At 60.5% G+C, this 19,976-nt stretch carries 19 protein-coding genes; 9 read left to right on the top strand and 10 right to left on the bottom strand.

Annotated features, from left to right (window positions below; genetic code table 11):
* Nucleotides 1–9 precede the first annotated feature (9 nt).
* The 3 genes from PMI34_RS25805 to PMI34_RS25815 form a co-directional block, all read right to left on the bottom strand.
* Nucleotides 10–1,668 (bottom strand): Na/Pi cotransporter family protein, encoded by a 1,659-nt coding sequence (locus PMI34_RS25805; protein WP_008045763.1) that lies wholly within the window; start codon nt 1,666–1,668, stop codon nt 10–12.
* 286 nt (nt 1,669–1,954) lie between these two features.
* Nucleotides 1,955–2,722 (bottom strand): TerC family protein, encoded by a 768-nt coding sequence (locus PMI34_RS25810; protein WP_008045761.1) that lies wholly within the window; start codon nt 2,720–2,722, stop codon nt 1,955–1,957.
* Between the two features lie 85 nt (nt 2,723–2,807).
* Complete coding sequence (locus PMI34_RS25815; protein WP_008045759.1) at nt 2,808–4,115, bottom strand: CitMHS family transporter; 1,308 nt, start codon at nt 4,113–4,115, stop codon at nt 2,808–2,810.
* 418 nt (nt 4,116–4,533) lie between these two features.
* On the opposite strand from PMI34_RS25815, the gene PMI34_RS25820 reads away from it, so the two are divergent.
* A complete protein-coding gene (locus PMI34_RS25820; protein WP_008045756.1) occupies nt 4,534–4,935 on the top strand; it encodes a GFA family protein in 402 nt (133 codons plus the stop codon).
* Here the strand turns inward: PMI34_RS25820 and PMI34_RS25825 are convergent, their stop codons facing one another.
* Complete coding sequence (locus tag PMI34_RS25825; protein WP_008045755.1) at nt 4,936–5,262, bottom strand: DOPA 4,5-dioxygenase family protein; 327 nt, start codon at nt 5,260–5,262, stop codon at nt 4,936–4,938.
* 86 nt (nt 5,263–5,348) lie between these two features.
* Here PMI34_RS25825 and PMI34_RS25830 point away from each other — a divergent pair, with 86 nt between their 5' ends.
* The gene (locus PMI34_RS25830) at nt 5,349–6,011 is read left to right on the top strand and encodes an NAD(P)-dependent oxidoreductase (protein WP_008045754.1); all 663 of its coding nucleotides are present in this window, start codon (nt 5,349–5,351) and stop codon (nt 6,009–6,011) included.
* On the opposite strand, the gene PMI34_RS25835 is transcribed toward PMI34_RS25830, so the two are convergent.
* Nucleotides 6,008–6,958 carry a choline sulfate utilization transcriptional regulator gene (locus PMI34_RS25835; RefSeq protein WP_008045753.1) on the bottom strand — a complete coding sequence of 317 codons (951 nt, stop codon included), beginning with the start codon at nt 6,956–6,958 and terminating at the stop codon, nt 6,008–6,010. The two genes, PMI34_RS25830 and PMI34_RS25835, sit on opposite strands and share 4 nt — an antisense overlap.
* Before the next feature lie 114 nt (nt 6,959–7,072).
* Here PMI34_RS25835 and betC point away from each other — a divergent pair, with 114 nt between their 5' ends.
* The 3 genes from betC (at nt 7,073) to PMI34_RS25850 (ending at nt 11,246) form a co-directional block, all read left to right on the top strand.
* Entirely contained in the window at nt 7,073–8,587 is a 1,515-nt protein-coding gene (gene betC, locus PMI34_RS25840) for a choline-sulfatase (protein ID WP_008045752.1), read from the top strand.
* Nucleotides 8,588–8,603: 16 nt separating this feature from the next.
* A complete protein-coding gene (choX, locus tag PMI34_RS25845; RefSeq protein ID WP_008045751.1) occupies nt 8,604–9,524 on the top strand; it encodes a choline ABC transporter substrate-binding protein in 921 nt (306 codons plus the stop codon).
* A 153-nt stretch (nt 9,525–9,677) separates the two neighbouring features.
* Nucleotides 9,678–11,246, top strand: coding sequence for a SulP family inorganic anion transporter (locus PMI34_RS25850; protein ID WP_008045750.1), 1,569 nt, complete (start codon nt 9,678–9,680; stop codon nt 11,244–11,246).
* A 73-nt stretch (nt 11,247–11,319) separates the two neighbouring features.
* On the opposite strand, the gene aroE is transcribed toward PMI34_RS25850, so the two are convergent.
* Both aroE and hemF read right to left on the bottom strand, forming a co-directional pair.
* A complete protein-coding gene (gene aroE, locus PMI34_RS25855; protein ID WP_008045749.1) occupies nt 11,320–12,141 on the bottom strand; it encodes a shikimate dehydrogenase in 822 nt (273 codons plus the stop codon).
* A gap of 13 nt (nt 12,142–12,154) precedes the next feature.
* Nucleotides 12,155–13,069, bottom strand: a complete 915-nt coding sequence (hemF, locus tag PMI34_RS25860) for an oxygen-dependent coproporphyrinogen oxidase (RefSeq protein ID WP_008045748.1) — start codon at nt 13,067–13,069, stop codon at nt 12,155–12,157.
* Nucleotides 13,070–13,232: 163 nt separating this feature from the next.
* Between hemF and PMI34_RS25865 the strand changes: the two genes are divergently transcribed.
* On the top strand, nt 13,233–14,210 hold the full coding sequence (locus PMI34_RS25865) for an NADPH:quinone reductase (protein WP_008045747.1): 978 nt from the start codon (nt 13,233–13,235) through the stop codon (nt 14,208–14,210).
* A gap of 116 nt (nt 14,211–14,326) precedes the next feature.
* On the opposite strand, the gene PMI34_RS25870 is transcribed toward PMI34_RS25865, so the two are convergent.
* From PMI34_RS25870 to PMI34_RS25880, 3 genes are all read right to left on the bottom strand, one after another.
* The gene (locus tag PMI34_RS25870; RefSeq protein WP_008045737.1) at nt 14,327–14,884 is read right to left on the bottom strand and encodes an L-threonylcarbamoyladenylate synthase; all 558 of its coding nucleotides are present in this window, start codon (nt 14,882–14,884) and stop codon (nt 14,327–14,329) included.
* Nucleotides 14,885–14,939: 55 nt separating this feature from the next.
* Nucleotides 14,940–16,046, bottom strand: coding sequence for a DNA-processing protein DprA (dprA, locus tag PMI34_RS25875; protein ID WP_008045734.1), 1,107 nt, complete (start codon nt 16,044–16,046; stop codon nt 14,940–14,942).
* A gap of 81 nt (nt 16,047–16,127) precedes the next feature.
* Nucleotides 16,128–16,952 (bottom strand): hypothetical protein, encoded by an 825-nt coding sequence (locus PMI34_RS25880; RefSeq protein ID WP_008045732.1) that lies wholly within the window; start codon nt 16,950–16,952, stop codon nt 16,128–16,130.
* A gap of 184 nt (nt 16,953–17,136) precedes the next feature.
* Here PMI34_RS25880 and def point away from each other — a divergent pair, with 184 nt between their 5' ends.
* From def to rsmB, 3 genes are read left to right on the top strand one after another with little or no spacing between them, the layout of a single operon-like run.
* Nucleotides 17,137–17,643 carry a peptide deformylase gene (gene def, locus PMI34_RS25885; RefSeq protein ID WP_008045730.1) on the top strand — a complete coding sequence of 169 codons (507 nt, stop codon included), beginning with the start codon at nt 17,137–17,139 and terminating at the stop codon, nt 17,641–17,643.
* Between the two features lie 57 nt (nt 17,644–17,700).
* Entirely contained in the window at nt 17,701–18,660 is a 960-nt protein-coding gene (gene fmt, locus PMI34_RS25890; RefSeq protein WP_008045729.1) for a methionyl-tRNA formyltransferase, read from the top strand.
* The gene (rsmB, locus tag PMI34_RS25895; RefSeq protein ID WP_008045727.1) at nt 18,657–19,967 is read left to right on the top strand and encodes a 16S rRNA (cytosine(967)-C(5))-methyltransferase RsmB; all 1,311 of its coding nucleotides are present in this window, start codon (nt 18,657–18,659) and stop codon (nt 19,965–19,967) included. Before fmt ends, rsmB begins: the two co-directional genes overlap by 4 nt.
* The last annotated feature ends 9 nt before the right edge of the window (nt 19,968–19,976 follow it).

The following is a 19,976-nucleotide window of genomic DNA, read 5'->3' as shown; positions in this document are numbered from 1 at the left end:
TGTGGACGTTCAGGGTGAATGAGTGATGTCGCTCAAATCGTCGACCACCAGCGCACCGGTCTCCGATGTTTCCAGCACCACGTAGGCACTGCTGCAAAACAACGAATTGAGACGCTTCATGTCGGCGATCAGCTCCAGGTGCAACGAACTGGTTTCGATACTTTGCACGATTTTAAGTTGCAAGCGGCTGACATGAGCGTGGGCCAGGCGCCGTTCCTGTGCACGGAAACGACGTTTTTCACGCACCAGCTGGCGGGCACTTTCCGGATCGCCACTGAGAAACACCGACATCCCGAGCCGCAGGTTGGAAATCAACTGAGTTTGCAGCCCGGTCAATTCGTCCAGCCCGACTTCGGAAAACGACCGACGCTGCGAGGTTTTCTGCTGCTGGACCTTGCGCAACATGCGTTCAATCAAGTCGCTGGCCAGTTTCAGGTTGATCGCCAGTTCGATGATTTCCGCCCAGCGTCGGCTGTCCTGATCGCTGAGATCTTCCCGGGGCATTTGTGCCAGATACAATTTGATCGCGCTGTATAGCGCTTCGACATCATCGGTCAGGCGCCGCATTTCCTGGGTGATGGCGGTTTGCTTGCCGTGCAACACGTCAAGCATGGCTTCGAGCATGTTGTCGATCAGGTCGCCCATGCGCAGGGTTTCCCGGGCCGCGTTGGCCAGCGCCAGACCGGGGGTGACCAACGCCGTGGGGTCAAGGTGCCGGGGCTTGGCCGTACCGTTAGCCAGCGGGCGCTCCGGCAGCACCCAGGCACAAAACCTGGCCATCGGCCCAACGCTGGGCAGCAGGATCAGGCAACGCGCGGTGTTGTAGAGCAGGTGAAAGCCAATGACCATTTCCTGAGGACTGAAATCCAGGCCATCGAGCCAGTGCACCAGCGGATCAAGCACCGGAATGATCAATAAAAGACCAATCAGCTTGTACAGCAGGCTGCCCAGCGCCACTTGGCGCCCGGCGGCGTTCTGCATGCTGGTGCTGAGGAAGGCGAGTACGCCACTGCCGATATTGGCACCGATCACCAGCCCGATGGCCACCGGCAGGCTGATTACATTAGCGCCCGCCAGGGTCGCGGTCAGCAGCACAGCGGCCAGGCTGGAATAGGAAACCATCGCGAACAGCGCACCGACCAGGGCGTCGAGCAGGATGTCGCCGGTGAGCGAGGCGAAAATCACCTTTACCCCTTTGGCATGGGTAATCGGGTGCGCGGCCTCGACAATCAGTTGCAGCGCCAGAATGATCAACCCCAAGCCAATGGCGACACGGCCCATCTGCCCGAGTCGGGTCTGCTTGCGCGACAGAAAGAAAATCACCCCGGCAAAAATCAGCAGGGGCGACAACCACGACAGATCGAACGTCAGCACCCGCGCCATCAGGGCCGTACCGACATCGGCACCGAGCATGGTGACCAACGCCGGCGTAAGCGCCATCAGGCCCTGGCCGACAAAGGATGTGACCAGCATGGCGGTGGCGTTGCTGCTCTGGACCATCGCCGTCACGGCGATCCCGGAGAGGAAAGCCAGCCAGCGGTTGGACATGTTATGGCTGATGACATGGCGCAAGTTGGTGCCGTAGACCCGCAGGATGCCGGTTCGGACGATGTGCGTGCCCCAGATCAACAGGGCCACGGCAGAAAGCAAATTGAGCAGGGTGAGCATAAAGACCCCCTGTGGTGTAGCGCCCCAAAGGAGCAAGTTGACGGTACCGCGCGACGTTCTACGTTCTGTACTTAAGCTGTAGTTGGCTAACGGTCTGCGCGCCAGCATCGCATAGCCAAAAAAGGGATTGAAACAAAACTGTCATGAAATCCGGTTCATGCAACCCGCAAAAACAAAGTGGGAGCGGGCTTGCTCGCGAAGGCGTCGTGTCAGTCGACATTAATGTTGTCTGACACGACGCCTTCGCGAGCAAGCCCGCTCCCACAGGGTATTGCGTGCTACCGGGTTACTGGCCCGGAATGTCCTTGCGCAGCTTTACCGGATCCTGCTGTTTCTTCTTTTTCGCAATGGCAGTGCGCATCTTGATGTTGATCGCTTCCACCGCCAGCGAGAACGCCATGGCGAAGTAGACGTAGCCTTTTGGCACGTGCACGTCCAGGGATTCGGCAATCAGCACCGTACCGACGATCAACAGGAACGACAGCGCCAGCATCTTCAGCGATGGGTGCTTGTCGATGAACTCACTGATGGTGCCGGATGCCCACATCATCACCAGTACCGCCACGATGATCGCCGCGACCATGACCGGTACGTGGGAGACCATGCCGACTGCGGTGATCACCGAGTCCAGGGAGAACACGATGTCGATGATCGCGATCTGGACGATGGTGTAGAGGAAGTTGCCGCCCTTGCCCGAAGGTTCTTCGTTGCTTTCGTCTTCACCTTCCAGTGCGTGGTACATCTCTTGCGAGCTTTTCCACAGCAGGAACAGACCACCGAAGAACAGGATCAGGTCGCGTCCGGAAATGCCCTGGTCGAATACTACGAACAGGTCTGCCGTCAGGCGCATGACCCAGGTGATCGACAGCAGAAGCAGGATTCGCGTGATCATGGCCAGCGCCAGACCGAAAATCCGCGTGCGCGCCTGCATGTGTTTGGGCATGCGGCTGACCAGGATCGAAATCATGATGATGTTATCGATACCCAGGACGATTTCCAGGGCGGTCAGGGTGAAGAAGGCAACCCAGATTTCAGGGTTGGTCAGCCATTCCATGTGTATTCCTTTGAGCGATTGTTAAACCACAAAGGGCCCGGGCTTCGAACAGCGAAGCCTGGACCCGAAGTGGTGAGTCTTGGGCTTATAGAGTACTGAACACCGGGAAAGTCCCCAACAGCAGTGCAGCAATCAGTATGCAGATACAAACCAGCACTGCCCACTTCAGGGTGAAGCGCTGGTGGTCACCGAAATCGATGCCGGCCAGGGCCACCAACAGATAGGTCGATGGAACCAGCGGGCTCAACAGGTGGACGGGCTGACCGACGATCGAGGCACGTGCCATTTCCACTGCGGTTATACCGTAATGGCTGGCGGCTTCGGCAAGAACCGGTAACACGCCGTAATAAAATGCATCGTTCGACATGAAGAAAGTGAACGGCATGCTTACCAGTGCCGTGATCACCGCCAGGTACGGGCCGAGGAAGTCCGGAATCACTGCCAACAGGCTTTTCGACATGGCGTCGACCATCCCGGTGCCGGTCAGGATACCGGTGAAGATGCCGGCCGCAAAGATCAGCCCGACCACGGCCAGCACGCTACCGGCGTGAGCCGCGACGCGATCCTTCTGCTGTTGCAGGCAAGGATAGTTGACGATCATGGCGATACTGAACGCCACCATGAACAGTACCGGCAACGGCAGCAGGCCGGCGATCAGGGTACACATCAGGGCCAGGGTCAGGGCGCCGTTGAACCAGATCAGCTTCGGACGACGGGCATCCGGGAACTGCGAAACGCTGATTTCACTGTGGTCGATTTCATCGCCCACCAGGTGCAGTTCACCCAAGCGTGCACGCTCACGCTTGCCGTAGAAGTAGGCAATGACCAGGATCGCCACCACACCGGCCAGCATCGCAGGAATCATCGGTACGAAGATGTCGGACGGGTCCACATGCAACGCACTGGCCGCCCGAGCGGTCGGGCCGCCCCATGGGGTCATGTTCATCACGCCACCGGCGAGGATGATCAGGCCGGCCATGATCCGCGGGCTCATGCCGATACGGCTGTAGAGCGGCAGCATGGCGGCCACGCAGATCATGTAAGTGGTCGCGCCGTCACCATCGAGGGAGACAACGAGCGCCAGAACGGCGGTGCCGACCGAAACCTTCAGCGGGTCGCCCTTGACCAGTTTGAGGATCTTGCGCACGGCCGGGTCGAACAGGCCGGAGTCGATCATCAGGGCGAAGTACAGGATTGCGAACATCAGCATCACGCCGGTTGGCGCAAGCTTGGTGATGCCTTCGAGCATCATCGGGCCGATCTTCGGCGAAAAACCGCCGAACAGGGCAAAGATGATCGGGATGATGATCAGGGCGATCAGCGCGGACAGGCGCTTGGTCATGATCAGGAACATGAACGTGATGACCATGGCGAAGCCAAGGAAAGTCAGCATGGGAATACTCCAGGCGTAGCGCGGCTAGGGAATGGGCGGATCGGGTGGGATCAGCGCAGAACGGGAAGCACGAGACGTACGGGCGGAGTTGCAGCGAAGCGGCGGATAGAAGAGGACATCAGAATCACCATTGTTGTTGTTAAATGGGCTGTGCGAGCGATAAAACGCTGGCATTGGCCAACCGGTCTGTTGCCGGTAGTGGGGGCGATCCTAATCGGGGAAGCTTTCAGCCAGCTTTCGGCGATGAACGCGTTGACCGGAAGTACAACCGGTCGTCGGACTGGGGCATGAAGGTGAACCGAGTTACGGCCTTCGCGAGCAAGCCCGCTCCCACACTGGATCTGTGTCGTACACAAAGCCAATGTGGGAGCGGGCTTGCTCGCGAAGGCGTCAGTAATGACGCATCAGGAGGAATGCCATGAACAAAATTCACACCGGCGGCTGCCACTGCGGGCAACTGCGCTATCAATTCAGCGGGCCGCTGCACGATATCGCCCACTGCCATTGTTCGATTTGCCGACGGGTCAGCGGCGGCATCGTGACCACCTGGATCACCGTGCCGGCATCTGACTTTCAATGGCTGGCCGGGACACCGTCGCGGTACGACTCTTCATCCACCTGCGCGCGATATTTCTGCGGCCGCTGTGGGGCGCAACTGGCGCTGGTGACGCAACTGAGCCCGGACAGCATCGACCTGACCATCGCCACCCTCGACCATCCCGAGCAAGCGCCGGCCGAGCGGCACATCTGGACCGACAGCCGTTTGCCGTGGCTGCATCTGGACGAACACTTGCCCGGTGAGGCTGAAGAAACACTCTGATCAAAAAACAGTCAGGTCCAGCGGACGAATAGCGCCCATCCAGATCGCGTGCTCGGTGTGGTCGAGCAGATCGTCGCCGGTGTTCGGGTGCAGGAACACCACCAGGCCCTTGCGGTTCAGCGCCAGCCACGGCAGCACGTCACCCAGCACCTGCGGCTCGAACGCCAACTGGCAGCTCCAGTCCGGATGCGGACCGACCGGGCGTTCGTGCACACGGCCCATTTTCAGCGGAAACAACTGCGCCGCCTGTTCGCACAAGACCCGCGCCTGCCCGATCGTGTTGGCATCGAAATAAACGTGGGCGTGATAGCCCGTTATCTGCTGCATCTGACTCCCCCTGAGAGCTGTTCGAACCCTCGCCGTTCCCTGTAGGTCAAACATCATATAGGCGCTGGATAACAGGAAGCCCAGCCATGAAAAATGCTGAAACCCCCGTCGTGAAAGTGGTGCTTTATGGTGCCATGAGTAGCCTGGGCAGTGCGCTGATGGCTGAAATGCTGCGGCGCCAGCATGAGGTCATCGCGATTCTCGATGACCTCAATGCGCTGGCACCCCGTCCGGGGCTGCGCACCAAGACTGGCGACCTGTTCGACGCGCAACGGGTCAAGCAGAGTGTGGCCGGCAGCTCCGTGGTCATCTGCTTACTGGACGCTCCAGGTTTACCGTTCAGCAGCGAACACGTGGAAAAAAACATCGTGCCGGGCCCGGTCGAGCAGGTGCTGGCAGTGGATGCGCTAATCGATGGCATGCAGGCAGCAAACATCGCCCGATTGTTTCTGGTGGGTGATTTCGACGTGCTGGACGATCCGGAAACCGAGAACAGCTTGCAACGTCATGCCGCCGAGGAAATCCGTGAGGCACTGCAAAGCAGTCCTTTGAAGTGGACGCTGGTTAACGAACCGCGCGGGGTGCCGGGGCTGACCATCGAACATTTTGCCAACATCGGTGGCAACCTCGAGCCGGGGTTGGCCGAACCGCTCGGACGGCTGGCCCGCACCGCCGTGGGCATTGCCGATGAATTACAGCTGAACCTGCACATCGGCCAGCACGTCAACTTCATCGCAACCGACAGCTAAACCGCAATGGACGGCAGCGTCAGGCCGTTGAGCGATTGCGCACTGCAGGCCTGCTCGGCCATCAACCAATCCACAAACTGCTGGATCAATGCTCCGCGTCGTTTGCGCTGGGGCAAGACCACGTAATAACCCAGCCTCGACATCACCGTTTCGCCGATCGGTCGACACAACAACCCTTGCGCCAGCAAGTTATCCACAAGGTGCCGCCAGCCAATGGCTACGCCCTGGCCACCAATCGCCGCCTGAATCAGCAGGGTGTAGTTGTCGAAGCGCAACTGCCCGGGCGCCGGAGGCGAGGTGATGCCCAGCTCGCGGAACACACCACTCCAGTCGAACCAGTTACTGCTGTGCTCCCCACGCAGGTGCAGCAACGGAAACTCCAGCAATGCCTTGGCCGGCAAGGGCAGGGGACGCTCTCTCAACAACTGCGGGCTGCACACCGGAAACACTTCCTCGCTGAACAGCCAATGGCTTTCACCCTGCTTGAAGCGGCCATCGCCGAACAATACCGCCACATCGATATCGGTACGTAGCATGTTATGGCTGCGTTCACTGGTGACCAGGCTGACATCCACCTGCGGGTTGGCCGCGTGAAAGCGGTGCAGACGCGGCATCAACCAATAGGCGGCGAAGGCAAAATCCGTGGCCACCTGCAGCACTTCATGCTGTTGCTGTGCGCTGATCGCGCTCAATCCTGCATCGATATTCTGCAATCCGAGCTTAACCTGCTCAAAAAGTATCTGCCCGGCCTCGGTCAGTTCGATTCCACGATAAATACGGTCGAACAGGCGTGTCGCCAGTTGTTCTTCCAGGCGCTTGATCTGCTGGCTGATGGCCGGTTGTGTGGTGCCCAGTTCAACCGCCGCGGCGGTAAAACTGCGCTGACGGGCCGCGGCTTCGAAGGCGCGAAGCAGGTCCAGTGACAGGTCACCAAGGGCTTCATACATAAGCTGTGCTTATCCTAGTCATTGCCGCGCATGGGCTTTACCACAAGTTGCCGGGGTTTCATTCTCGAAGCCAGCACTCTCGCATAAACATCCACTATGGAATGCCGCGATCACATGAAGCGCAAGAACATTCTTTTCATCATGGCCGATCAAATGGCCGCGCCAATGTTGCCGTTCTACGGCCCATCGCCCATCAAACTGCCTCATCTGACCCGCCTCGCCGCACAAGGCGTGGTGTTCGACTCGGCTTATTGCAACAGCCCATTGTGCGCGCCATCGCGTTTCACCCTGGTCAGCGGCCAGTTGCCGAGCAAGATCGGCGCCTACGACAACGCCGCCGATTTCCCCGCCGATGTGCCGACCTACGCCCACTACCTGCGCCGCCTCGGGTATCGCACGGCCCTGTCGGGCAAGATGCATTTCTGCGGGCCAGACCAGCTGCATGGCTACGAAGAACGCCTGACCAGTGACATCTATCCAGCTGACTACGGATGGGCGGTGAACTGGGATGAACCGGACGTGCGCCCTACCTGGTATCACAACATGTCGTCGGTGCTGCAAGCCGGCCCGTGCGTGCGCACCAATCAGCTGGATTTCGACGAAGAGGTGGTGTTCAAGGCCCAGCAGTACCTGTTCGACCATATCCGCGAGGACGGCGACCAGCCGTTCTGCCTGACCGTTTCCATGACTCACCCACACGATCCGTACACGATTCCCAAGGCTTTCTGGGATTTGTACGACGATGCCGACATTCCGCTGCCTGCAACCCCGGACCCGCATGACCTCGATCCGCACTCGCAACGTCTGCTCAAGGTCTACGACCTGTGGGACAAGCCACTGCCTGTGGATAAGATCCGCGATGCCCGCCGTGCCTATTTCGGGGCATGCAGCTATATCGACAGCAACGTCGGCAAACTCCTGCAAACCCTCGAAGATACCGGGCTGATCGATGACACCATCATCGTGTTTTCCGGTGACCACGGCGACATGCTCGGTGAGCGCGGCCTCTGGTACAAAATGCACTGGTATGAAATGGCCGCACGGGTGCCGCTGCTGATCAGCGCACCGGGGCAGTTCTGTGCCGGCCGGGTCAGCGCCAGTGTTTCCACGGCGGACCTGTTACCAACGTTTGTTGAATTGGCCGGTGGCTCGCTGGAACCGGGCTTGCCGCTGGACGGCCGGTCGCTGGTCCCGCATCTGCAAGGGCAGGGCGGTCACGACGAGGTATTCGGCGAATACATGGCCGAAGGCACCATCAGCCCGTTGATGATGATCCGCCGCGGCGCCTACAAATTCATCTACAGCGAAGACGACCCTTGCCTGCTCTTCGACGTACAGAATGACCCTAACGAACTGAAAGAACTAAGCCATTCGCCGCAACTTCGCCATATTTTCGACGATTTTCTCGCCGAAGCGCGGGCCAAATGGAACATCCCGGCGATTCACCAACAGGTGCTCACCAGCCAGCGGCGCCGACGCTTCGTGGCCGAGGCGCTGACCCTCGGCAAGCTCAAGAGCTGGGATCACCAGCCGCTGGTGGACGCCAGTCAGCAGTACATGCGCAACCACATCGACCTCGACGATCTGGAGCGTAAAGCACGTTATCCACAACCCTGCCAAAACCAATAATGTTAAGGGGAAGTCCATGCAAAGGTTATCCACAGTACTGACGGTCGGGCTCCTGGCTCTGGGCAGTGCATCAGCGTTTGCCGATCAGAGTTGCGAGACCGTGAAAATGGCCGACCCTGGCTGGAGCGACATCGCCGCGACCAATGCCATCACCGGGTTTCTGCTGGACGGCATGGGCTACAAGGCTAAGGTCGACACCCTGGCGGTGCCGATAACCTTTGGCGGGCTCAAGGATGGCCAGGTCGATGTGTTCCTGGGTAACTGGATGCCGGCGCAGCAGGGCTTCTATGACAAGTTCGTCGCCAACGGCGATGTCACGCAATTGGCGAAGAACCTCGACGGCACCGAATTCACCCTCGCCGTTCCGGATTACGTGTGGGAGGCGGGTGTGCATAACTTTGCCGACCTGAACAAATACGCCGACAAGTTCGACCGCAAGATCTACGGCATCGGCTCCGGCGCGCCAGCGAACATCTCGCTGCAAGAGATCATCAAGAAAAACGATTTCGACATGGGCCAGTGGAAACTGGTCGAATCCAGCGAGCAGGCGATGCTGGCGGAAGTGTCCCGCGCAGTGAAAAAACAGAAGTTCGTGACCTTCCTCGGCTGGACCCCGCACCCGATGAACGTGCAGCTGAAAATGCACTATCTGAAGGGTGGCGAGAAATACTTCGGTGACACCGGCAGCGTGCACACCCTGACCCGCAAAGGTTATGCACAGGCCTGCCCGAACGTTGGCAAACTGCTGACCAACCTGAGCTTCACCCAGGACATGGAGAACAGCATCATGGCCGAGGTGGTGAACAAGAAAGTCAGCAATACCGAGGCGGCCAAGGCATGGATCAAGGCCAACCCGGCCGTGCTGGACAAGTGGCTTGATGGAGTGAAGACCGTGGATGGGCAGGATGCGTTGCCGGCGGTCAAAGCCAAGTTGTAACGTTCAAGGACGCCATCGCGGGCAAGCCCGCTCCCACAGGTTTTCGGAGATCCTTGTGGGAGCGGGCTTGCCCGCGATTCGATGGTCGCCCTTGCACAACTTGTTCTGACCCACCACCCTGACATTTTCGCCGTTTATTCACCGAGAGGCCCCATGGCCCTGCCAAGCCGCCATTCATTGTTCCCCTTCCTCACCTGGCTACCCCGGCAAACCCGCGCCAGCGTCGGTCGTGACCTGATCGTCGGCCTCAGCGGCGCGATTCTGGCGTTGCCGCAATCCATTGCCTACGCACTGATTGCCGGCCTGCCGCCGGAATACGGCCTGTACGCGGCAATCATCCCGGTATTGATCGCTTGCCTCTGGGGCTCGTCGTGGCATCTGATTTGCGGTCCTACGGCGGCCATCTCCATTGTCCTGTACGCCAGCGTCAGTCCTCTGGCCGTTCCAGCGTCGCAGGACTACGTCATGTTGATCCTGTTGCTGACGTTTCTTGCAGGCCTCTTTCAGTGGCTGCTGGGTTTGCTGCGGTTTGGCGCACTGGTGAATTTCGTCTCGCACTCGGTGGTGCTCGGCTTCACCCTGGGTGCTGCCGTAGTGATTGCCATCGGTCAATTGCCTAACCTGCTGGGGCTGGATTTGCCCAGCCAGGCCACCGCGCTGGATAGTTTCATCTCGTTGTTGCGTCATTTCGGCGAGATGGACAAACCTTCGCTGGCACTGGGGCTGGCGACAGTGGTGGTGGGCGTGATCCTCAAGCCGCTGCTGCCACGCTGGCCGACGCTCTTGATCACCCTGATCCTCGGCGGCTTGCTGGTTTGGCTCTGGCCATCAATGTTCGGCCATGTGCAACTGGTCAGCGCCTTCACCGGCAAACTGCCGCCTTTCAGTCCGTTGCCGCTGGATCTCGATCTGATCCTGCGCCTGCTGCCCAGCGCAGTGGCGGTCGGTATGCTCGGACTGGTGACCAGCCTGTCGATTGCCCGCTCGATCTCGGCACGTTCCCAGCAACTGCTCGATGCCAACCAGGAAGTCCGTGCCCAGGGCTTGTCGAATATCGTCGGTGCGCTTTTTTCCGGATCGCTGTCGGCCGGCTCTTTCACTCGCTCAGGCCTGAGCTTTGAAGCGGGGGCCTGTTCGCCACTGGCCGGGATTTTTTCGGCATTGTGGGTGGCACTGTTTGCGATCTTCGGCGCGAGCCTGATCGCACACATCCCGATTCCGGCCATGGCCGGCAGCATTCTGTTGATCGCCTGGGGACTGGTGGACCATCGCGGCATTCGCGCGTTGTTGCGGGTCAGCCGTGCTGAATTCGTGGTCATGGCGCTGACCTGCGTCGCCACCCTGCTGCTGGAATTGCAAACGGCGATCTACGCTGGCGTGTTGGCCTCGCTTTTTTTCTACCTCAAGCGCACATCGCAACCACGGGTGCAGCATATGCGAGATGGCGAAGAGGACATTCTGCGAGTGGGGGGCTCGATCTTTTTCGGCGCCAGCCATTACCTGCAAGTGCGCCTGCAACGCATGAACGGTGCACGCGTGGTGATCGAGGCGCAGCAGATCAACTTCATCGACTATTCAGGAGTGGAAATGCTGCATCAGGAAGCGCGACGGCTGCTTCGCCAGAACCGCAGCCTGACGTTGCGTCGAGCCCGGCCGCAGGTGGTGGAAGAGCTGAGGAAGCTGGAAGGGGCGGAGAAATGCCCGATCCGGTTTGAAGACTGATCCGACTTCACTCCCACATTGGTTTTGTGCATGACACAGATCCAGTGTGGGAGCGGGCTTGCTCGCGAAGCTTTTAAAGAGCCAACTGCCGACGCAACTCAGCCAGCACCGGCGCTGTATCCGGTCGCACACCGCGCCACAGGAAAAACGCCTCCGCCGCTTGCTCGGCCAGCATGCCCAAGCCATCCATCGCCACCGCAGCCCCGTGTTCGCTGGCCCAGCGGCAGAACGAGGTCGGTTCCTTGCCGTACATCATGTCGTAGCACACCGTTTTGCCCGGCTCGATCAGGCTGGCAGCAATCGGCGGTACATCGCCGGTCAGGCTCGCGGAGGTCGCGTTGATGATCAGGTCCACCGACTCCCGCAACCAGTCATAGCCGCTGGCCGAGACCGGCCCCAGATCGCAGAACAGTTCCGCCAGCAACTCGGCCTTTTCCACCGTGCGGTTGGCGATGATCACCGATGCCGGTTGCTCGGCCAGCAAGGGCTCCAAAGCACCGCGCACCGCGCCACCAGCGCCGAGCAGCAGGATGCGTTTGCCCTTGAGGCTAAACCCGGCGTTGACCGTCAGGTCGCGCACCAGCCCGGCACCGTCGGTGTTGTCACCCAGCAGACTGCCATCGGCCAGTTTGCTCAAGGTATTGATCGCGCCCGCCCGCTGCGCCCGCGCCGTCAGGCTGTTCGCCAGCCTATAGGCTTCTTCCTTGAACGGCACTGTCACATTGGCGCCGCGTCCTTCGAGGAAAAACGTCCGGGCACAGGTGGAGAAGTCGTCGAGTGGCGCCAGCAGCGTGTTGTAGTCCAGCTTTTGCGCGGTCTGTTCGGCGAACAGGCGATGGATCAACGGCGACTTGCTGTGGCCAATCGGGTTACCGAATACGACATAACGGTCCATCAGTATTCCTCGTTCAGGCTTCGGCCAACCAATCGCGGTCTTGCAGGAAGTACTCGGTCAAACGCGCTTCTTCGCTGCCAGGCTCGGCCTTCCAGTCGTAACCCCAGCGCACTTGCGGAGGCAGCGACATCAAGATCGACTCGGTACGCCCACCCGATTGCAGGCCGAACAGCGTGCCGCGGTCGTAGACCAGGTTGAATTCAACGTAGCGCCCACGGCGGAACTCCTGGAATTCCCGCTGCTTTTCGGTAAACGCATCGTTCTTGCGGCGCTGCACGATCGGCAGATAGGCGTCGATATACGCATCACCGATGGCGCGCATGAAGGCGAAGCTGGTGTCGAAGTCCCACTCGTTCAGGTCGTCGAAAAACAGGCCGCCGATACCACGCGGCTCGTGACGATGCTTGATGTGGAAGTAGCTGTCGCACCAGGCCTTGTAACGCGGGTAGACGTCCGGGCCGAACGGCGCGCAGGCCTGCTCGGCGATGCGATGCCAGTGGATGCAGTCTTCTTCGTTGCCGTAATACGGGGTCAGGTCGAAGCCGCCGCCAAACCACCAGACCGGTTCTTCACCTTCTTTTTCAGCGATGAAAAAGCGCACGTTGGCGTGGGAAGTCGGTACGTGCGGGTTATGCGGGTGAATGACCAGCGACACGCCGAGGGCTTCGAAGCCACGGCCGGCCAGTTCCGGTCGATGAGCACTGGCAGACGGTGGAAGACCGCTGCCGAATACATGGGAAAAGTTGACGCCACCCTTTTCAATCACCGCGCCGTTTTCTATCACACGGGTGCGACCGCCACCACCCGCCGGCCTGGTCCAGGCGTCTTCGACGAATTGCGTGCCACCGTCTTCGGCTTCCAGGGCGGCGCAAATACGGTCTTGCAGGTCGAGCAGGTAGGCTTTTACGGCCTCGGTGCGGGTCGTCATGTCATCACCTTGAATCGGGCAAAACAACGCGGCGCTCCATTGGAGCTCAGCCTGCGCAAATGGGCCCGTAGCATACCATCGCAAGTCACCCCGTCGCAGTTGACGAAGATCAAGCTTAGGAGTCCGATAGGGAGCTTGGTAAAACGACCTATGGAGAGTTCTGATGGCAAAGCGTATCCAGTTCCGCGCCCATGGCGGCCCCGAAGTGCTCGAATATGTGGATTACCAACCCGCCGAGCCAGGTCCGAAGGAAGTGCGCGTGACCAACAAGGCCATCGGCCTGAACTTCATCGATACTTATTACCGTAGCGGTTTGTATCCACCGCCATCTCTGCCGTCCGGTGTCGGTTCAGAGGGGGCAGGCGTGGTCGAGGCGGTGGGCAGCGACGTGACCCGCTTCAAGATCGGCGATCGCGTGGCCTATGGTAGCGGCCCTCTGGGCGCCTACAGCGATGTTCACGTCTTGCCCGAGGCCAATCTGGTGAAACTGCCGGACGCCATCAGCTTCGAACAGGCCGCCGGCGTGATGCTCAAGGGCCTGACCGTGCAGTACCTGCTGCGTCAGACTTATGAACTCAAGGGTGGCGAAACCATCCTGTTCCATGCCGCGGCCGGTGGGGTCGGCTCTCTGGCCTGCCAATGGGCCAGAGCCTTGGGCGTAAAGCTGATCGGCACTGTCAGTTCGGCGGAGAAAGCAGCGCTGGCCAAGGCCAACGGTGCCTGGGCGACCATCGACTACAGCCATGAAAATGTCGCGCAACGCGTGCTGGAATTGACCGACGGCAAAAAAGTCCCGGTGGTGTACGACGGCGTGGGCAAGGACACTTGGCTCACTTCACTCGACAGCGTCGCGCCGCGCGGGCTGGTGGTGAGTTTCGGCAATGCGTCCGGCGCGGTCGACGGCGTGAACCTGGGGATCCTGGCAGGGAAAGGCTCGCTGTACGTGACCCGGCCAACCCTGGGCACTTATGCGAACAACGCCGAGAACCTGCAACGCATGGCCGACGAGTTGTTCGAAATGATCATCAGCGGCAAGTTGACCGTGGACATCAGCCAGCGTTATCCACTGGCTGACGCGGCGAAGGCGCAGACCGAGTTGTCGGCGCGGCGTACGACGGGTTCGGTTGTTCTGTTGCCCTGAATGGGTAGTTGACTGGTAGGGCCCCTTCGCGAGCAAGCCCGCTCCCACACTGGATCTGTGTCGTTCACAGATCCAGTGTGGGAGCGGGCTTGCTCGCGAATGAGGTCAACCCGGTCTCAATCCGGGCGCACAACCTTGCCGGTCGCCAGATCACGAATCACGCTCGGGTTCTTGCGCCCGCCCAGATTGCCACCCAGCACCAGATCCACCTGGCCACGGAAATACTGTTCTACGCGAAGCCGCGTACGTGCCGCCGGGCGCCCCTGCGGGTTGGCCGACGTCGACACCAACGGCCCGACCAGCGCGCACAAGTCCCGCACCAGAGGGTGATCGCTGACCCGCAGCGCCACGGTTTCATGCATGCCGGTAATCCACTCCGGCAGCAGGTTCTGGTGCGGCACCAGCCAGGTGTTCGGACCCGGCCAGGTGCTGGCCATGCGGTCCATCCACAACTCGGGGAAGTCTTCGAAGAGGAAATCGAACTGACGGATGTTGTCGGCGACCAGAATCAGCCCCTTGTCCACAGAACGGCCCTTGATCAGCAGCAGACGCTCCACCGCTTCCTCATCCCACGGATCGCAACCCAGCCCCCAGACTGCTTCGGTTGGGTAGGCAATCACCGCCCCGGCGCGAATTGCTTGCGCGGCTTGTTGCACACGCCAACTGTTGACCATGAAAAAACACTCCAGAATAAGGCTCTGCGCAGTTTACCGATCTTGTTTATAAAACCTAGCTCACCCGCGCAAACCAGCGCCCGCTTTCGCACACGGCGCGGCCATCCATTTCCAGTTCCGTCAGCGCCGCCAGCACCTTCGGCAAGGTCCAGCCGCTTGCGTCGGCCAGCGCTTCACTGGTGTGAGGCGCGGCATGCAGCAGTTTCAGCAATGGGTGGGTCGTTGCCGGGGTGCAGATTTCTGTGGATAACGGCAGTCGTTGCCAGCCGCGCAAGGCTTCGAGGATATGTTCGATGGTTTCCACCAGCACCGCACCGTCCCGAATCAACTGATGACAACCGCGGGCGCCGGGGTGATGGATCGACCCTGGCATCGCAAACACCTCGCGCCCCTGTTCCGCCGCCAGCCTCGCGGTGATCAATGAACCGCTGGCAACACTGGCTTCGACCACCAGCACCCCGAGAGACAAACCACTGATGATCCGGTTGCGCCGGGGGAAGTTGCCGGCGCTGGGGCCTGCATCCAGCGGAAACTCCGAAAGCACTGCGCTGCCCGAAGCGATCATGGCGTCCGCCAGGCGTCTATTGCGCTGTGGATAAAACTTCTCGAGCCCCGTACCGAGCACGCCGACCGTTTGCCCGCCAACATCCAGCGCGGCCTGGTGCGCGGCGGCGTCAATGCCCAGGGCCAGGCCGCTGGTAATGACAAAACCGGCACCTGCCAGGCTGCGGGAAAACGCAGCAGCAGTGTCCATCCCCGGCCGGGATGCACGACGGCTGCCGACCATCGCCAGTTGTGGTTTTTCCAGAATGCCCGGATCGCCCGCGACAAATAACAGCGGTGGTGCATCGCTGATTTGTGCCAGCAGGGCCGGGTAGTCCGGTTGGTCCCACATCAGTAAATGCTGGGCCGGATGCTCTAGCCAGGCCAATGCATGGCTGGCGCCGTCACGGATCTCGGGGCTACGCCTGACCTCGGAACAGGCCAATGGCAAACCCAGCGCGCGCCAGGCACTGGCCGGTGCGCTGATCGCTTTGGACGCCGAGCCGAAGGCTTCAAGCAGTTTCTTGAACCGTGCCGGACCGAGTTCCGGCAAACGGTGCAGACGTAATCGAGCTTCCAGTTCCGCGGGGGAAACCGGTGTAACAGCAGGCAGCGACATGGATCATCCTTGATCGAAATAAGCCCCCGTACAAACGGGAATAAGCTGTGGATAACTCTGTTGGTAACTTGTGAAGCACGCTTACGGATTTCGCACCTTGTCCATCACCGACAGCGAGCGTGAAGCACTAAGCACCAGCCCATAACTGAGTTTGTCGTAAGTACGGAAAACCATCAGCAGACCGGCGCGCTCATCGGGAATTTTCAACGGCTGACCGGTGATCCGGTCGCGCACGGTTTCGCCGGTTTTCATTACCGCCAGCAGGTTGCCTTCGGCCAGGCCATCGCGCTGCCCCTTGTTCAGCGTGACCACGTCCAACTCGCCGATCTGCGTGACCCCGCGCGGCACATCGATGATCAAACCGTTGATATCGTGGCTCGGTGCGCTCGGAGTGAAGGTCGAGTTGATCGCGTGCTCTTCACCGCTGAACAAGCGATCGCCCAGGCGAACCTCCTGGGTCGTGCGTTGCAACTCCAGGGTGGCGACGTCACCTTCGATGGCCACGACCTCGCCGCCGCCAATGTCGTCGGCGTTGATCCCAAGAATCTCCTTGCTCTGCGGATCGGTGTAGACCTTGCCTTGGCGGAAGATGCCGTATGCTGGTTGCGCCGGATCGAAATGGCCTCGCGCAAAGATGCGGTCACCCGCGCCGCTGAGCACCCGTTCGGCATCGCCAGCGACGATGTAGGGTGCCTTGTCGAAATCTTCGGCCTTGTCGACGATGCGGTTGCTCAGCAGAAAGCTGTTGATCGATTTCAGCGCAATGCCGGGGATAGCCTCGGTTACCGGGCTGCTGCGCACCTGAGGCGAGAGCTTTATGGTGGGAATATTTTCCCGAATTTGCACTTGCCCGTACGCCAGACCGGCCGAGGCCAGTAGCAGCAGGGCGAGTAGTGATTTCCTCATGCGGTGAATCCCTTTATTATGTGCATTCGCGTGAAACGCCAGAGCCGTCAGAGGCTCGCTCCCTGCTTGCTTATCAAGACTTGCTTGTCAACAAAAGGGAGCTACGTTTTACAACGGTAGCCTGCATCTTCGGACCGCCAGGCCATCGACCCGACCTTACTTCACACGTGCACTAATCAAGCTTATGGCCATTTTAAACATCCTCGAATTCCCTGATCCGCGTCTGCGCACTATCGCCAAACCAGTGGCCGTAGTGGACGACGAAGTGCGTCAGTTGGTCGACGACATGTTTGAAACAATGTATGAAGCGCCTGGCATCGGCCTCGCCGCTACCCAGGTCAACGTGCACAAACGTATCGTCGTGATGGACCTCTCCGAAGACCGCAGCGAACCACGAGTGTTCATCAACCCAGAGTTCGAACCCCTGACCGACGAGATGGGCCAGTATCAGGAAGGCTGCCTGTCGGTGCCCGGCTTCTACGAAAACGTCGATCGCCCGCAACGGGTCAAGGTCAAGGCACTGGACCGCGACGGCCAGCCTTACGAACTGATCGCCGAAGATTTGCTCGCCGTGTGCATCCAGCATGAATGCGACCACCTCAACGGTAAATTGTTCGTCGATTACCTGTCGACGCTCAAACGCGACCGCATCAAGAAGAAACTGGAAAAGCTTCATCGCCAGAACGCCTGATGCCCATCTTCAAAGGCTTGCCGCGGCAAGCCTTTTTCTTTTCAAGAGACGTCACCCATGACTGAGCCACTGCGCATTGTCTTTGCCGGCACCCCGGAATTCGCCGCCGAACACCTCAAGGCCCTGCTCGACAGCCCTTACGAGATCGTCGCGGTCTACACCCAACCGGATCGTCCGGCCGGTCGCGGGCAAAAACTGATGCCGAGCCCGGTCAAGCAGCTGGCGCTGGAAAACAGCATCCCGGTGCTGCAACCGCCCACCTTGCGCAACGAAGATGCTCAGGCCGAACTGGCTGCACTGAAGCCGGACTTGATGGTGGTCGTCGCCTACGGACTGATCCTGCCGCAAGTGGTGTTGGATATTCCGCGCCTGGGTTGCATTAACAGCCACGCTTCGCTGTTGCCACGCTGGCGTGGTGCGGCGCCGATCCAGCGCGCCGTGGAGGCAGGTGACGCCGAAAGCGGTGTGACCGTGATGCGCATGGAAGCCGGCCTCGACACCGGGCCGATGCTGCTCAAGGTAGCTACGCCGATCAGCGCCGATGACACCGGCGGCAGCCTGCACGATCGTCTGGCCGAAATGGGCCCGCCGGCCGTGGTCCAGGCGATTGCCGGCCTCGTCGCCGGAACCCTGGAGGGCGAAGTGCAGGACGACAGCCTCGCTACCTACGCGCACAAGTTGAACAAGGACGAAGCTCGCATCGACTGGACTCGCCCGGCGGCTGAGCTGGAGCGCCTGGTCCGCGCCTTCAACCCGTGGCCGATCACCCACAGCACCTTGAACGGCGAAGCCCTGAAAGTGCTGGCCGCAAATCTGGCTGATGGCAAAGGTGCCCCGGGTGAAATCCTCGGCGCCAGCAAGGATGGTCTGATCGTCGCCTGCGGCGAGCAGGCGTTGTGCCTGACCCGTCTGCAATTGCCCGGCGGCAAGGCGCTGAACTTCAGCGACCTGTTCAACAGTCGCCGTGAGAAATTCGCCACCGGCACTGTCCTCGGTCAAGCGGCGGACGCTCAATGAACCCGCGTCTGGCCGCCGCCAAGGCACTCGCCGCTGTCCTGAGCGGAAAAGCCTCGCTCAACAGTTCGCTGCCAACGCAAATGGACAAGGTCGAAGACCGTGATCGCGGCTTCACCCAGGACCTGGCGTTCGGCACCGCACGCTGGCAGCCGCGCTTGTCGGCCCTGGCGGCCAAGCTGCTGCAGAAACCGTTCAAGACCGCCGACGCCGATGTCGAAGCGCTGTTGCTGGTCGGTCTCTATCAGTTGCTCTACACCCGCGTCCCGGTCCATGCCGCCATTGGTGAAACCGTCGGTTGTGCTGACAAGCTGAAAAAGCCCTGGGCCAAGGCGTTGCTCAACGCTGTGCTGCGTAATGCTCAGCGCGATAGCGAAACGATTTTCGCCGAGCTGGAACGTGATCCGGTGGTGCGCACCGCCCACCCACGCTGGCTGCAGAAATCCCTGAAGGCGTTCTGGCCAGAGCAATGGGAAGCCATTTGCGCGGCGAACAATGCGCATCCGCCAATGATCCTGCGGGTCAACCGTCGCCACCACAGCCGTGATGCCTACCTCGGTTTGCTGACTGAGGCCGGTATTGCCGCCACGCCGTGTGTGTACAGCCGCGACGGCATCGTGCTGGACGCCGCCGCCGATGTGCGCAGCCTGCCGGGTTTCGCCGAGGGCTGGATCAGCGTACAGGACGAAGCCGCGCAACTGGCTGCCGATCTGCTCGACCTCGCGCCGGGCCAACGGGTGTTGGACGCCTGCTGCGCACCGGGCGGCAAGACCTGCCATATTCTCGAAGCCGAGCCAAAACTGGCCGGTGTCGTGGCGGTAGACCTGGAGGCCAAGCGGCTGGTGCGGGTGCGGGAAAACCTCGAACGCCTGAAACTGAGCGCTGAACTGATTGCCGCCGACGGCCGCGACACGCAGGCGTGGTGGGACGGCAAACCGTTCCAGCGCATCCTGCTGGACGCGCCATGCTCGGCCACCGGCGTGATTCGTCGCCACCCGGACATCAAGCTGACCCGCCAACCCGACGACATCGCCGCGCTGGCGGTTCTGCAAGGCGAGTTGCTCGATGCCATGTGGACCACATTGGAGGTGGGCGGCATCCTGCTGTACGCCACCTGTTCTACGCTGCCGACCGAGAACACCGAAGTCATCGAAGCCTTCCTCGCCCGCACGCCGGGTGCTCGTGAACTGGACCTCGCCACGGCGGCCGGCATCAAGCAGCCCCATGGTCGCCAGTTGCTGGCCCAGGAAGGTGGCCACGACGGGTTCTACTACGCCAAGCTGATCAAGATCGCCGCCGCGCGCGGTTAAATGGATTCA

Origin of the sequence: Pseudomonas sp. GM74 (assembly GCF_000282455.1) — a bacterium.
Classification (GTDB): Bacteria; Pseudomonadota; Gammaproteobacteria; order Pseudomonadales; family Pseudomonadaceae; genus Aquipseudomonas.
Note: the sequence above shows the minus strand (reverse complement) of the source record. Positions and strands in the feature narration are given on the sequence as shown.